Raw genomic sequence first — 13,593 nt, 5'->3', positions numbered from 1 at the left:
GGGCCTTTTTTTATGCATTTTCAATATCCTGCCAGCGCAGTTTTGTGATCTGTTTGGCAAATCGGGCGCTTTTTGTTTACCCTTTACTGACCTGCCTGTCTCCATGGGGGATGGATTTTGTGTTTTGGTTTAACAAAAGGAAGAATAAATGGAACAACTCGATGTTGTAGACAGCATCAATAATGCCGGTAACTGGCTGGTGCGTAACCAGGCACTGTTACTGAGCTATGCCGTGAATATCGTCGCGGCGATTGCCATCATCATCGTCGGGATGATCGTGGCGCGTATTGTATCGAACGCGGTCAACCGCGTGATGCTGGCCCGTCACATTGACGCCACGGTCGCTGACTTCCTCTCTGCACTGGTCCGCTACGGCATTATCGCTTTTACGCTGATTGCCGCGCTGGGGCGCGTAGGAGTACAGACCGCATCCGTGATTGCCGTTCTCGGTGCCGCCGGTCTGGCCATCGGTCTGGCGCTGCAGGGCTCGCTGTCGAACCTGGCGGCAGGCGTTCTGCTGGTCACCTTCCGTCCGTTCCGCTCCGGCGAATACGTTGATCTTGGCGGCATTGCCGGAACCGTGCTGCAGGTGCAGATTTTCTCAACGACTATGCGTACCGTCGATGGCCGCATCGTGGTCGTGCCGAACGGGAAAATCATTGCAGGCAACATCATTAACTTCTCCCGCGAGCCGGTGCGTCGTAACGAGCTGATCGTCAGCGTAGCGTACGACTCCGACATCGATCAGGTGAAGTCGCTGATTAGCAACATCATTGCCTCAGACGATCGCATTCTGAAGGATAAAGAGCAGACCGTTCGCCTGAACGAACTGGGCGCTTCCTCGATTAACTTCGTAGTGCGTATCTGGAGCAAGAGCAGCGATCTGCAAAACGTGTACTGGGACGTGCTGGAGCGCATCAAGCGCGACTTCGACGCCAACGGCATCAGCTTCCCGTACCCGCAGATGGACGTAAACGTCAAAAAAGTTAAAGAAGCAGAATAACTTCATCAGCAGGCCCGGTAAGCGCTAGCGCCACCGGGCTTTTCAATTATTAGCGTGGCTAATACCCAATTAATATTATCCATTTCCTCTAATGTGGTTCGCGCAGTATAGTCTGCTCCCAGGACAACACTGTGAGAATTTCGTCATGTTATCGTATTACTTTCAAGGGCTTGCCTTAGGCGCGGCTATGATCCTTCCCCTCGGCCCGCAAAATGCGTTTGTGATGAACCAGGGCATCCGCCGCCAGTATCATCTGATGATTGCCCTTCTGTGCGCGGTAAGCGATTTACTGCTGATTTGCACAGGGATCTTTGGCGGTAGCGCACTGCTGATGCAGTCTCCCTGGCTGCTGGCGCTGGTCACCTGGGGTGGCGTGGCGTTTCTGCTCTGGTATGGCTTTGGCGCGCTGAAAACGGCAATGAGCAGTAACCTCGAACTGGCGAGCGCAGAAGTGATGAAGCAGGGGCGCTGGAAGATTATCGTCACCATGCTAGCGGTGACCTGGCTTAACCCGCATGTCTATCTTGATACCTTCGTAGTGCTGGGCAGCCTGGGCGGACAGCTGGACGTTGAGCCTAAGCGCTGGTTTGCGCTCGGCACAGTCAGCGCCTCTTTCCTCTGGTTCTTCGGTCTCGCCATTCTGGCGGCATGGCTGGCGCCTCGTCTGAGGACTGCCAAAGCCCAGCGCATCATTAATACCCTGGTTGGGCTGGTGATGTGGTTTATTGCTTTTCAGCTGGCAAAAGAGGGCATTCACCACGTCCAGGAATTGTTCAACTAATCCTTGTCTTATGGACAACTGAGCAAGACCCGCTAAGCTTGCTGGCATGCGCCCTGTTATCGGGCACTCTTTGCAACATGGAGGAATAACAGTGAAGTTTAAAGTGATGGCCCTGGCGGCATTAGTAAGTTTGGGTGCGGTATCTGTTCAGGCTGGTGAACTGCCGGATGGCCCGCACATCGTCACTTCAGGCACCGCAAGCGTGGATGCGGTACCCGATGTTGCAACGCTGGCAATTGAAGTGAATGTGGCTGCGAAAGATGCGGCGTCAGCCAAGAAACAGGCTGACGATCGTGTTGCGCAATATCTCTCATTCCTCGAGCAGAATGGTGTCGGTAAAAAAGATATCAACTCTGCTAACCTGCGCACTCAACCCGATTACGACTACCAGAATGGCAAAAGCATCCTGAAAGGCTACCGTGCCGTGCGTACCGTTGAAGTGACCGTGCGCCAGCTGGATAAGCTGAACGCCTTGCTGGACGGTGCGCTGAAGGCGGGACTGAACGAAATCCGTTCCGTGTCGCTGGGCGTTGCGCAACCTGAGAAATACAAAGACGAAGCGCGTAAAGCGGCGATTAACGATGCCATTCACCAGGCGGAACAGCTGGCTTCTGGCTTTAAGAGCAAGCTCGGCCCGGTATACAGCGTGCGTTACCACGTCTCTAACTACCAGCCAAGCCCGATGGTGCGGATGATGAAGGCCGATGCGGCGCCGGTATCCGCTCAGGAAACTTACGAGCAGCCAACGATCCAGTTCGACGATCAGGTGGATGTGGTGTTCCAGCTGGAGCCTGTTGCAGCACAGCCGAAACCGGCTCAGTAATCTGTAGGCCGGGTAAGGCGAAGCCGCCACCCGGCTTATTTTTTAATCCTGCCTCAACACCTTATGCCCAAACGCCAGCAGCGCGTCGGTGACGTTGCGCATCATGCGGCTTTCCGGCGCAAAACGGTGCCAGTAGAGCATCCGGCGCTGATACAGCCCCGGCGTCAGGTCAATCAGCTCACCGCTTTTCAACTCTTTCTCAATCTGCAGATGCGGGATCATGCAGCAGGTGGTGCCCTGGCGCGCAAGCTGCACAAACGCTTCGGACGAGTTAACGATATGACACGGCACGCTGCCCGGCGGCAAATCGAAGTTTTGCTGCAGGAACGCCTGGTGCATATCGTCCAGATGGTCGAACGCTACGGCAGGCGCTTTCAGCAGCGCGGCGCGGGTCACGCCGTTGGGGAAATAGCGCTCGGCAAAGGCTTTTGAACCGACAAAAAGGTAATCCAGCGCGCCCAGCTGATCCACCAGGCAGCTTGGCAGCGCCTGAGGCTGGATACTGACCGCCCCGACCACTTCACCGCGACGCAGGCGTTCCTGGGTACGGGTTTCATCTTCAACCTGCAAATTCAGGCGGATAGGGGAATCTGCTAAGACCGGCGCAAGGGCCGGCAGCAGCCAGGTTGCCAGACTGTCGGCGTTGACCGCCAGCGAGAGCAGCAGCGGCGTTGAGCCCGTTTGTTCGTCACCCAGCCACTCATCTTCCAGCAGTTCAACCTGACGCAGCAGGGCAAGGAGCTTTTGCCCTTGTTCCGTTGGGCGAGGCGGCACGGTACGCACCAGCAGTGGCTGGCCGAACATGTTTTCAAGCTGTTTGATACGCTGCGATACGGCGGACTGCGTGATGCAAAGCTTTTGCGCCGCGCGCTCAAAACCTCGTTCACGAATAACTGCATCAAGTGCCTGTAGTGTTCTGTAGTCCGGACGTTTCATTGCTCTGGCTGGCTCCTTAATTTTGCTTAATCTGCACTATGACACAATTTTCCCTTCGTGGCAGACGAATTCCATTCGACGTGTTCTATAATGCGCCCTGAGTTTTCACACCACAGGCAAAACGATCATGACGCAGGATGAACTGAAAAAAGCAGTAGGATGGGCCGCTCTCCAGTACGTACAGCCGGGTACCATTGTCGGAGTTGGTACCGGGTCGACGGCGGCACACTTTATCGATGCGCTGGGCACGATGAAAGGGCAGATTGAGGGCGCGGTGTCCAGCTCTGATGCTTCCACGGAAAAGCTGAAAAGCCTCGGCATTACCGTTTTCGATCTGAACGAAGTTGACCGTCTGGGCATTTACGTTGATGGCGCCGATGAGATCAACGGCCATATGCAGATGATCAAAGGCGGCGGTGCGGCGCTGACGCGTGAAAAAATCATCGCCTCCGTTGCGGATAAATTCATCTGCATCGCCGATGCCTCCAAACAGGTCGATATTCTGGGTAATTTCCCGCTGCCGGTCGAGGTGATCCCGATGGCGCGCAGCGCCGTGGCGCGCGAGCTGGTAAAACTGGGCGGGCGTCCGGAATATCGCCAGGGCGTGGTGACCGATAACGGCAACGTGATCCTCGACGTTCACGGTCTGGAAATTCTCGACGCGATTGCGCTGGAAAACGCCATCAACGGCATTCCAGGCGTAGTAACCGTAGGGTTATTCGCCAACCGTGGCGCGGATGTCGCGCTGATTGGTACGGCTGACGGCGTGAAAACCATCGTAAAATGATCTGACGGGGGGAGTCCTCCCCCCGCTAAAAATATTTTGAAAAGCTAAATTCGGTGACTTGTGTCACGTTTTTATGCCTCGTTTGCCGATCCTGCCACGTACGTAAAATTCCGTAGCATTTTCCTCTGCCATTTTGCCCTGTATGACTTTTCTTCAGAGTGCCGACGCAAACGTTCATATTGCTGCAATAGTTTTTTTTGATATGTTGGCTACAGCGGATTTCAATCCAGCACAACAACAGTTCAGATAAAATACAGGGTCGGGTAAATGGCAAAGGTATCACTGGAGAAAGACAAGATTAAATTTCTGCTGGTAGAAGGCGTGCATCAAAAAGCACTCGATAGCCTTCGCGCAGCGGGTTACACCAACATCGAATTTCACAAAGGCGCGCTGGATACCGAAGAGCTGAAAGCGTCCATCCGTGATGCCCACTTCATTGGCCTGCGATCCCGTACCCACCTGACTGAAGATGTGATTGCCGCGGCGGAAAAGCTGGTCGCCATCGGCTGTTTCTGCATTGGTACCAACCAGGTTGACCTGAATGCAGCCGCTAAGCGCGGTATTCCTGTATTTAACGCCCCGTTCTCCAACACCCGTTCCGTGGCGGAGTTAGTGATTGGCGAGCTGCTGCTGCTGCTGCGCGGTATTCCTGAAGCTAACGCCAAAGCGCACCGTGGCGTGTGGAACAAGCTGGCGTCTGGCTCTTTCGAAGCGCGCGGTAAAAAGCTGGGGATTATCGGGTACGGCCATATCGGTACGCAGCTGGGCATCCTGGCGGAATCTCTCGGGATGCATGTCTTTTTCTACGACATTGAAAGCAAACTGCCGCTGGGCAATGCGACCCAGGTTCAACACCTTTCTGACCTGCTGAACATGAGCGATGTGGTCAGCCTGCACGTGCCGGAAAATGCCTCCACCAAAAACATGATGGGCGCGGAAGAGCTGGCGCTGATGAAGCCGGGTTCGCTGCTGATCAACGCCGCGCGCGGTACGGTTGTCGATATTCCGGCGCTGTGTGATGCGCTAAAACGCAAGCATCTGGCGGGCGCGGCGATTGACGTCTTCCCGACGGAGCCAGCGACCAACAGCGATCCGTTTACCTCTCCGCTGTGCGAGTTCGATAACGTGATCCTGACGCCGCACATCGGTGGTTCAACTCAGGAAGCTCAGGAGAACATCGGTCTGGAAGTGGCGGGCAAACTGAGCAAATACTCCGACAACGGCTCTACGCTCTCTGCGGTGAACTTCCCGGAAGTGTCTTTGCCGCTGCACGGCGGCCGTCGTCTGCTGCACATTCACGAAAACCGTCCGGGCGTGCTGACCGCCATCAACCAGATCTTTGCCGAGCAGAGCGTCAACATTGCCGCGCAGTATCTGCAAACCAACTCGCAGATGGGCTACGTGGTTATTGATATCGAAGCGGATGAAGACGTTGCCGAGAAAGCGCTGCAGAGCATGAAGGCCATTCCGGGGACGATTCGCGCGCGTCTGCTGTACTGATCGTGCGGTCTGTGGTGTCGGGTGGCGGCTGCGCCTTACCCGACCTACGTTGAGGTTTTGTAGGCCGGGTAAGCGTAAGCGCCACCCGGCTTTATTCTACCAGGTCCAGGTTTTACTGGGCGTTACCACCGCCGGCAACGGCACATCCCATTTCTCCACCGGCAACGCCTCCACGCCCTGACAATCATGCGCATAACCCACCGGCTGTAGCCCGTACTGCTGCCAGTTTTGCAGCGTCCTGTCGTAAAAACCGCCGCCCATTCCCAGGCGCTGACCCTGCTCATCAAACGCCACCAGCGGCGTGACCAGCACGTCAAGCTCTGCCAGCGGGAGTACGTCGCGCACGTCGAGTTTCGGCTCGGTGATTTTCAGACGGTTCACCACCAGCTCGCTGTGCGGGTGATAGTGCAGGAACAGCAGATTGCCTTCGCTGAACGGATGCAGCACCGGCAGATAAACCTTCTTCCCGGCGCGCCAGAGTTGCTCGATGAGCGGTTGGGTATCCAGTTCGCCGTCAAACGAGAGAAACAGGGCAACAGTATGCGCCATAACGACAGGGGGGTAAGCCATCATACGGGCGGCAGCCTGCTGGGCAAAATGCGCTTGCTGATTGGAGGTTAACGCACGGCGGCGTTGACGGATTAACTGACGGATGTCCTGGCGTGAAGCGGAAACTTCAGGAAGTTGAGTCATGGTAGTCGGTAGAAGAAAAGAGAGGGAATCTCCGAGATGCCGCCGCAGGCTGTAACCCTTGAACCCTTGGTTCAAGGTGAATGTGTCGTCATAGTTTTAAGGCTTCTCGGACGAACCGAGCATGCTCACCAACCATGGAGCGCCACATTCTTGTGGTATGAAATATCGGCTCAGGGGACTGGCCCGCTTGCGAACATCTCAGAGAAATTTTGTCTTCACAGTTACTCTACCATAGTCAACTGAGAAGTGTTATTCAAACTTTGGTCCCGGTCTTTCGGGAGTGCGACCTTGATCAAGCAATGCCTGTTCTATGGTCTGCTGGAGCATTTTAATGCGTTGCTCCATGCTTGCCGCGTAGTCGCGGGTCTTCGCTTTTTCCTGAGTCAGTTCATAGCTGATGTTCAACGCGGCGATGAAAACCAGCTGCTCAGTATTTGTGACTCTAGTGCGTTCTTTTAGATCTTGCAACCGCTGATTCAAATCGTCCGCTGCCTGATTCAAAGCATCCCTTTGTTCAGGCGGACAATTCACTCGCAGTGAACGGCCAAAAATCTGGAGATCGACGGGTTGTGCAGACATGCCACCTTCCTGCTGATTGACTGCGCTGCCTTCGCTTACTGCCCCGGGGGCTGCGAAGGGGCGACACTATAGCTACCCTGATGTGAAGATACAAGCCCTTTTCTGGTATCACCAGGGTCCAAAGTGGTAGCATATCATGAAACTTCCCCCTTTGATGACGAATGCTCATGTCTATACAGAACGAAATGCCTGGTTACAAGGATTTAAACCAGTTACTGAACCAGCAGGGAATCGGTTTAACCTCTGCCGAAATGCACGGTCTGATCAGTGGCATGCTGTGTGGCGGAAACAGCGACAGCTCATGGCAGCCGCTGATCCACGACCTCACGAATGAAGGGCTGGCGTTTGGTCACGAGCTGGCGGAAGCGCTGCGTAAAATGCACGCCGCCATCAGCGATTCGCTGGAAGACGATGGCTTTCTTTTTCAGCTTTATCTGCCTGAAGGCGACGACGTCAGCGTGTTCGATCGCGCCGATGCGCTGGCGGGTTGGGTAAACCACTATCTGCTGGGTCTGGGCGTCACGCAGCCTAAACTGGATAAAGTGACCGGCGAAGCGGGTGAAGCGATCGACGATCTGCGCAACATTGCCCAGCTTGGCTACGATGAAGACGAAGACCAGGAAGAGCTGGAAATGTCTCTCGAGGAGATTATCGAGTACGTGCGCGTGGCGGCACTGCTGTGCCACGACAACTTTACGCGCTCGCAGCCGACCGCGCCGGAAGTCCGCAAGCCAACCTTACATTAAGAAAAATAACGCACAGGAGGGTGTCATGGTTATCTCGAGTCAAGAGTATTCGCGCCGCCGTCAGGCGCTGCTGGCGAAAATGCAGCCGGGCAGCGCGGCGCTGATTTTTGCTGCGCCCGAAGTGACGCGCAGCGCCGACAGCGAATATCCCTATCGCCAGAGCAGCGATTTCTGGTACTTCACCGGCTTTAACGAGCCGGAAGCGGTACTGGTGCTGATTAAGAGCAATGACACCCACAACCACAGCGTGATATTCAACCGCGTGCGCGATCTGACGGCCGAAATCTGGTTTGGCCGCCGCCTGGGACAGGAGGCCGCACCGGCGAAGCTGGGCGTTGACCGCGCGCTGGCGTTTAGCGAAATCAACCAGCAGCTCTATCAACTGCTTAACGGCCTCGACGTGCTCTATCACGCGCAGGGCGAATATGCGTACGCCGATGAGATTGTTTTCACCGCGCTGGATAAGCTGCGCAAGGGCTCGCGGCAGAACCTGTCCGCGCCCGCAACTCTCACTGACTGGCGTCCGGTGGTGCATGAGATGCGCCTGTTCAAGTCTGAAGAAGAGCTGAACGTGATGCGCCGTGCGGGCGAAATCAGCGCCCTGGCGCATACTCGCGCCATGGAGAAGTGCCGTCCCGGCATGTTCGAATACCAGCTTGAAGGCGAAATTCACCACGAATTTAACCGCCACGGCGCGCGTTACCCCTCCTACAACACCATTGTCGGCGGCGGGGAAAACGGCTGCATTCTGCACTACACCGAAAACGAAAGTGCGCTGCGCGACGGCGATCTGGTGCTCATCGATGCCGGCTGCGAGTATCAGGGCTACGCGGGGGACATCACCCGCACCTTCCCGGTGAACGGTAAGTTCTCACCGGCGCAGCGAGCGATTTACGACATCGTTCTGGAATCGCTTGAAACGGCGCTCAGGCTGTATCGTCCGGGTACCTCCATGCAGGAAGTGACTGGCGAAGTGGTGCGCATCATGATTACCGGCCTGGTCAGGCTCGGCATCCTGAAAGGCGATGTGGAGACCCTGGTTGCTGAAAATGCGCATCGACCTTACTTCATGCACGGCCTGAGCCACTGGCTGGGGCTGGACGTGCATGACGTTGGGGCTTACGGCACTGACCGCTCGCGGGTGCTGGAGCCGGGCATGGTGTTAACCGTGGAGCCTGGTCTCTATATCGCCCCGGATGCCGACGTGCCTGAAGAGTACCGCGGGATTGGCATCCGTATTGAAGACGACATTGTCATTACCGAAAGCGGGAACGAAAACCTGACCGCGAGCGTCGTGAAAAGCGCTGACGATATCGAGGCGCTGATGGCAGCGGCGCGCGCATGAGCGTGATCGTCGTGGGCGGCGGCATGACCGGAGCCACGCTGGCGCTGGCCATTTCGCATTTGACGAAGGGGCAGCTGCCGGTGCACCTGGTGGAGGCCGTTGCGCCAGAGGCGTCGAACCACCCCGGTTTTGATGCCCGCGCCATTGCGCTGGCGCAGGGGACGTGCCAGCAGCTTTCGCGCATTGGTATCTGGCAGGCGATAGCCGACCGAGCCACTGCGATCGGTACCGTTCACGTCAGCGATCGCGGCCATGCAGGCTTTGTCACGCTGGACGCGCAGGATTACCGTATTGATGCCCTGGGTCAGGTCGTTGAGCTACACGACGTAGGATTACGCCTGTTCCGCCTGCTTCAGGACGCGCCGGGGGTCACGTTGCATTGTCCGGCGCGCGTGGCAAGCGTAAGCCGAAGTGAAGCGTTGGTTAGCGTGACGCTGGAAAACGGCACCGTGCTTGATGGCCAGCTTCTGGTTGCCGCGGACGGCTCGCGCTCGGCGCTCGGTGCCCAGTGTGGCGTAGAGTGGCGTCAGCAGCCTTACGGGCAGGTGGCGGTCATTGCGAACGTTTCTACCGCAGCCGAACATAACGGCCGGGCGTTTGAGCGCTTTACGCAGCACGGCCCGCTGGCGATGCTGCCGATGTCGGATGGGCGCTGCTCCCTGGTCTGGTGCCACCCGCAGGATAGGGCTGAAGAGGTTAAGGCCTGGTCAGACGAACGTTTTTGTACCGAGCTGCAAAGAGCCTTTGGCTGGCGGCTGGGGCGTATTACCCATGCAGGCAAGCGGACGGTATACCCGCTTTCGCTGACCACGTCCTCGCAGTCCATCTCCCATCGTCTGGCGCTTGTCGGGAATGCCGCGCAGACGCTGCATCCTATCGCCGGTCAGGGGTTCAACCTTGGGTTACGCGACGTGATGAGTCTGGCGGAAACGCTTTCTCAGGCGTGGGACGAGCAAAAAGACTGTGGCGCATACCCGGTGCTCAGCCATTACCAGAAGCGCCGCCAGGCGGATAAAGAGGCGACGATTGGCGTCACCGATGGCCTGGTTCATCTGTTTGCCAATCGCTGGGCGCCGCTGGTTGCGGGCCGCAACCTCGGGCTGATGGCGATGGAATTATTCATTCCGGCACGTGACGTGCTGGCGCAGCGGACTCTTGGTTGGGTCGCGCGTTAAGGAGTTATCACCGTGCAAAATGTTGATGTCGCCATCGTTGGCGGCGGTATGGTAGGACTGGCGCTGGCCTGTGGCTTACAGGGCAGCGGCCTGCGCGTGGCGGTGCTGGAGCAAAAGCAGCCTCAGCCCGTAGCCCAGGATGCGCCGCCGGAACTGCGCGTCTCGGCCATTAATGCAGCCAGCGAAAAGCTGCTGACGCACCTTGGCGTCTGGTCGGATATCGTGGCGCAGCGCGCCAGCTGCTATCACGGCATGGAAGTGTGGGATAAAGACAGCTTCGGTCATATTGCTTTTGATGATGAAAGCATGGGCTATAGCCACCTTGGCCACATTATCGAGAATGCCGTTATCCATCATGCGCTGTGGCAAAAGGCGCAGTCATGTAGCGATATTACCCTGATGGCACCCGCGCAAATCCAGCAGGTGGCGTGGGGCGAAAACGAGGCGTTTATCACCCTGCAAAGCGGCGACATGCTGACCGCACGTCTGGTAGTGGGGGCTGACGGCGCGAACTCCTGGCTGCGCAACAAAGCGGATATTCCGCTGACCTACTGGGATTACCGTCATCACGCGCTGGTCGCGACGATCCGCACCGAAGAGCCGCACGGCGGCGTGGCGCGGCAGATTTTCCACAACGACGGCATTCTGGCGTTCCTGCCGCTTGCAGATCCGCACCTGTGCTCGATTGTCTGGTCGCTGGTGCCGGAAAAAGCCCGGCTGATGCAGGAGGCTACCCCTGATGCTTTCAATCAGGCACTGTGCGTGGCGTTTGATAATCGTCTTGGGCTGTGCACGCTTGAAAGCGAGCGGCAGGTCTTCCCGTTAACCGGCCGCTACGCGCGCCAGTTTGCGGCGCACCGTCTGGCGCTGGTAGGAGATGCGGCTCACACCATACATCCGCTGGCCGGGCAGGGCGTTAATCTTGGCTTTATGGATGCGGCGGAGCTGGTGGAAGAACTGCGTCGCCTGCATCGCGAAGGGAAGGACATCGGCCAGCATCTTTATCTGCGTCGCTACGAACGCAGCCGCAAGCACAGCGCGGCGATGATGCTGGCGGGTATGCAGGGCTTCCGCGAGCTGTTTGCCGGTGCTAATCCGGCGAAAAAACTGCTGCGCGACATCGGCCTCAAGCTTGCCGATACCCTTCCGGGTGTTAAGCCTCAGCTCCTTCGCCAGGCAATGGGTCTTAACGACCTGCCGGACTGGCTACGCTAATTTAGACCCCCGTCACACTTTATTTTCCCGGCCTCTGCGCCGGGGAAATTCCCTCGTTTGAAATAATCTAATTTCACTGCTTTTTTCGCATTAGATAATCTAATGTCGTGTTTTTCCCGTCACGGAAATTCGGCCCATTTTTCCGCATGAAATATCACCATGTGCTAAATCCTGTTAGCGTGATGTTAATTTTGTGCGGGTTTAATCGCATTTTTCCAGTGAATAACTCTGTAGGCTTTTTAGCGTTTTTTGGTCATAAGCTAATGTGATGACCCGTTTTACCTTATGGTTAACCGCCGGTTTCGGTGGTAAGTTCAGGTAAAAGAGAACGTTTGCGTCGGTGCCTGATAACGGGGCCGATACCGGGTTTCACGGTGAATTTTTTCAACGAGGACAAGATGGCTCAACAGACTCCTTTGTACGAACAACACGTGTTATGCGGCGCCCGCATGGTGGACTTCCACGGCTGGATGATGCCGCTGCACTACGGCTCGCAGATTGATGAGCACCACGCGGTGCGCACCGATGCCGGTATGTTCGACGTGTCCCACATGACAATTGTCGATCTGCGCGGCAGCCGCACCCGGGAGTTTTTGCGCTATCTGCTGGCAAATGACGTCGCCAAACTGAAGACGCCGGGTAAAGCGCTCTATACTGGCATGCTGAATGCCTCCGGCGGCGTGATTGACGACCTCATCGTCTATTACTTCACTGAAGATTTCTTCCGCCTCGTTGTAAACTCCGCCACCCGCGAAAAAGACCTCTCCTGGATCACCCAACACGCCGAACCTTACGCCATCGACATCACCGTCCGTGACGATCTGTCGCTGATCGCCGTGCAGGGGCCGAACGCGCAGGCGAAAGCCGCGTCTCTGTTCAACGACGAGCAGCGTAAAGCCACAGAAGGCATGAAGCCGTTCTTCGGCGTACAGGCGGGGGATCTGTTCATCGCCACCACCGGCTACACCGGTGAAGCGGGCTACGAAATTGCGATGCCAAACGAGAAGGCTGCTGATTTCTGGCGTGCGCTGGTGGAAGCGGGCGTGAAGCCTGCGGGCCTTGGCGCGCGCGATACGCTGCGTCTGGAGGCGGGCATGAACCTCTACGGTCAGGAGATGGATGAGGGTGTTTCACCGCTGGCGGCCAATATGGGCTGGACCATCGCGTGGGAACCGGCTGACCGTGAATTTATTGGCCGTGAAGCGCTGGAGATGCAGCGCGAAAAAGGCACTGAACAGCTGGTGGGCCTGGTGATGACTGAGAAGGGCGTGCTGCGCGGTGAACTGCCTGTACGTTTTACCGATGCCGACGGCAATCACCGCGAAGGCGTGATCACCAGCGGAACCTTCTCCCCGACGCTGGGCTACAGTATTGCACTGGCACGCGTGCCGGCAGGCATTGGCGAAACGGCGGTGGTGCAAATCCGCAACCGTGAAATGCCGGTCAACGTAACCAAACCGATTTTTGTTCGCGCCGGTAAGCCGGTCGCCTAATCATTTTTATCAGGAGAACTTCAATGAGCAATGTGCCAGCAGAACTGAAATACAGCAAAGAACACGAGTGGCTGCGCAAAGAGGCGGACGGCACTTACACCGTAGGGATCACCGAGCACGCACAGGAGCTGCTGGGCGACATGGTGTTTGTTGACCTGCCTGAAGTAGGCGCAACCGTCAGCGCAGGCGACGACTGCGCCGTGGCGGAGTCCGTAAAAGCGGCATCCGACATCTACGCACCGGTAAGCGGTGAAATTGTCGCCGTCAACGACGCGCTGAGCGACTCCCCGGAGCTGGTCAACAGCGAGCCTTATGAAGGCGGCTGGATCTTCAAGATCAAAGCCAGCGACGAATCGCAGGTTGCCGCGCTGCTGGATGCGACCGCGTACGAAGCCCTACTGGAAGACGAATAACGTTTTGCCGGATGGCGCTGCGCTTATCCGGCCTACAGGTCAACGTAGGCCCGGTAAGCGTTAGCGCCACCGGGCAACAGCGTTACAGATAACTACGATTCACT

Annotated in this window: 14 protein-coding genes and 1 other RNA gene; 11 read left to right on the top strand and 4 right to left on the bottom strand. The window is 56.9% G+C overall.

Translation table 11 applies throughout. The features are described from left to right. The first annotated feature begins 148 nt into the window (after positions 1–148). The 3 genes from mscS to AC3WOK_RS11420 all read left to right on the top strand — a co-directional run bounded on the left by mscS (position 149) and on the right by AC3WOK_RS11420 (position 2,607). Positions 149–1,003, top strand: a complete 855-nt coding sequence (gene mscS, locus AC3WOK_RS11430) for a small-conductance mechanosensitive channel MscS (RefSeq protein ID WP_047347930.1) — start codon at positions 149–151, stop codon at positions 1,001–1,003. 145 nt (positions 1,004–1,148) lie between these two features. Then, entirely contained in the window at positions 1,149–1,784 is a 636-nt protein-coding gene (argO, locus tag AC3WOK_RS11425) for an arginine exporter ArgO (RefSeq protein ID WP_447856167.1), read from the top strand. Between the two features lie 91 nt (positions 1,785–1,875). After that, positions 1,876–2,607, top strand: a complete 732-nt coding sequence (locus AC3WOK_RS11420; protein ID WP_063428467.1) for an oxidative stress defense protein — start codon at positions 1,876–1,878, stop codon at positions 2,605–2,607. Positions 2,608–2,649: 42 nt separating this feature from the next. On the opposite strand, the gene argP is transcribed toward AC3WOK_RS11420, so the two are convergent. Beyond that, on the bottom strand, positions 2,650–3,543 hold the full coding sequence (gene argP, locus AC3WOK_RS11415) for a DNA-binding transcriptional regulator ArgP (protein ID WP_003860089.1): 894 nt from the start codon (positions 3,541–3,543) through the stop codon (positions 2,650–2,652). Positions 3,544–3,670: 127 nt separating this feature from the next. Here argP and rpiA point away from each other — a divergent pair, with 127 nt between their 5' ends. Both rpiA and serA read left to right on the top strand, forming a co-directional pair. Beyond that, a complete protein-coding gene (gene rpiA, locus AC3WOK_RS11410) occupies positions 3,671–4,330 on the top strand; it encodes a ribose-5-phosphate isomerase RpiA (RefSeq protein WP_047347933.1) in 660 nt (219 codons plus the stop codon). A 267-nt stretch (positions 4,331–4,597) separates the two neighbouring features. Then, positions 4,598–5,830: a phosphoglycerate dehydrogenase gene (gene serA, locus AC3WOK_RS11405; RefSeq protein ID WP_047347934.1), complete on the top strand. Its 1,233-nt coding sequence runs from the start codon at positions 4,598–4,600 to the stop codon at positions 5,828–5,830. A 96-nt stretch (positions 5,831–5,926) separates the two neighbouring features. On the opposite strand, the gene AC3WOK_RS11400 is transcribed toward serA, so the two are convergent. The 3 genes from AC3WOK_RS11400 to zapA all read right to left on the bottom strand — a co-directional run bounded on the left by AC3WOK_RS11400 (position 5,927) and on the right by zapA (position 7,102). Next, the gene (locus AC3WOK_RS11400; protein ID WP_063428471.1) at positions 5,927–6,523 is read right to left on the bottom strand and encodes a 5-formyltetrahydrofolate cyclo-ligase; all 597 of its coding nucleotides are present in this window, start codon (positions 6,521–6,523) and stop codon (positions 5,927–5,929) included. Positions 6,524–6,547: 24 nt separating this feature from the next. Continuing rightward, positions 6,548–6,731, bottom strand: a non-coding RNA gene (gene ssrS, locus AC3WOK_RS11395) — 6S RNA. 41 nt (positions 6,732–6,772) lie between these two features. Beyond that, positions 6,773–7,102, bottom strand: coding sequence for a cell division protein ZapA (gene zapA / locus AC3WOK_RS11390; protein WP_014071673.1), 330 nt, complete (start codon positions 7,100–7,102; stop codon positions 6,773–6,775). 167 nt (positions 7,103–7,269) lie between these two features. Here zapA and AC3WOK_RS11385 point away from each other — a divergent pair, with 167 nt between their 5' ends. From AC3WOK_RS11385 to gcvH, 6 genes are all read left to right on the top strand, one after another. After that, on the top strand, positions 7,270–7,848 hold the full coding sequence (locus AC3WOK_RS11385; RefSeq protein WP_072250677.1) for a YecA/YgfB family protein: 579 nt from the start codon (positions 7,270–7,272) through the stop codon (positions 7,846–7,848). A gap of 31 nt (positions 7,849–7,879) precedes the next feature. Further along, a complete protein-coding gene (gene pepP, locus AC3WOK_RS11380; protein ID WP_123138897.1) occupies positions 7,880–9,193 on the top strand; it encodes a Xaa-Pro aminopeptidase in 1,314 nt (437 codons plus the stop codon). Next, positions 9,190–10,368 carry a 2-octaprenyl-6-methoxyphenyl hydroxylase gene (ubiH, locus tag AC3WOK_RS11375; RefSeq protein ID WP_447856166.1) on the top strand — a complete coding sequence of 393 codons (1,179 nt, stop codon included), beginning with the start codon at positions 9,190–9,192 and terminating at the stop codon, positions 10,366–10,368. The genes pepP and ubiH overlap by 4 nt, the downstream gene beginning before the upstream one ends. A 12-nt stretch (positions 10,369–10,380) precedes the next feature. Beyond that, positions 10,381–11,583, top strand: coding sequence for an FAD-dependent 2-octaprenylphenol hydroxylase (gene ubiI / locus AC3WOK_RS11370; RefSeq protein WP_063428481.1), 1,203 nt, complete (start codon positions 10,381–10,383; stop codon positions 11,581–11,583). A 398-nt stretch (positions 11,584–11,981) separates the two neighbouring features. Continuing rightward, entirely contained in the window at positions 11,982–13,076 is a 1,095-nt protein-coding gene (gene gcvT, locus AC3WOK_RS11365) for a glycine cleavage system aminomethyltransferase GcvT (protein ID WP_063428535.1), read from the top strand. A 23-nt stretch (positions 13,077–13,099) separates the two neighbouring features. Then, entirely contained in the window at positions 13,100–13,489 is a 390-nt protein-coding gene (gene gcvH, locus AC3WOK_RS11360) for a glycine cleavage system protein GcvH (RefSeq protein ID WP_014885143.1), read from the top strand. Positions 13,490–13,593 lie beyond the last annotated feature (104 nt).

Source organism: Enterobacter sp. FW301-JW81 (assembly GCF_058788735.1).
This window is presented reverse-complemented; position numbering and strand designations above follow the sequence as displayed.

Coding starts and splice junctions, on each gene's coding strand:
- zapA (WP_014071673.1), bottom strand. CDS start 7,102: ATGTCTGCACAACCCGTCGATCTCCAGATTTTTGGCCGTTCACTGCGA.
- gcvT (WP_063428535.1), top strand. CDS start 11,982: ATGGCTCAACAGACTCCTTTGTACGAACAACACGTGTTATGCGGCGCC.
- ubiH (WP_447856166.1), top strand. CDS start 9,190: ATGAGCGTGATCGTCGTGGGCGGCGGCATGACCGGAGCCACGCTGGCG.
- serA (WP_047347934.1), top strand. CDS start 4,598: ATGGCAAAGGTATCACTGGAGAAAGACAAGATTAAATTTCTGCTGGTA.
- argP (WP_003860089.1), bottom strand. CDS start 3,543: ATGAAACGTCCGGACTACAGAACACTACAGGCACTTGATGCAGTTATT.
- rpiA (WP_047347933.1), top strand. CDS start 3,671: ATGACGCAGGATGAACTGAAAAAAGCAGTAGGATGGGCCGCTCTCCAG.
- AC3WOK_RS11385 (WP_072250677.1), top strand. CDS start 7,270: ATGTCTATACAGAACGAAATGCCTGGTTACAAGGATTTAAACCAGTTA.
- argO (WP_447856167.1), top strand. CDS start 1,149: ATGTTATCGTATTACTTTCAAGGGCTTGCCTTAGGCGCGGCTATGATC.
- mscS (WP_047347930.1), top strand. CDS start 149: ATGGAACAACTCGATGTTGTAGACAGCATCAATAATGCCGGTAACTGG.
- gcvH (WP_014885143.1), top strand. CDS start 13,100: ATGAGCAATGTGCCAGCAGAACTGAAATACAGCAAAGAACACGAGTGG.
- AC3WOK_RS11400 (WP_063428471.1), bottom strand. CDS start 6,523: ATGACTCAACTTCCTGAAGTTTCCGCTTCACGCCAGGACATCCGTCAG.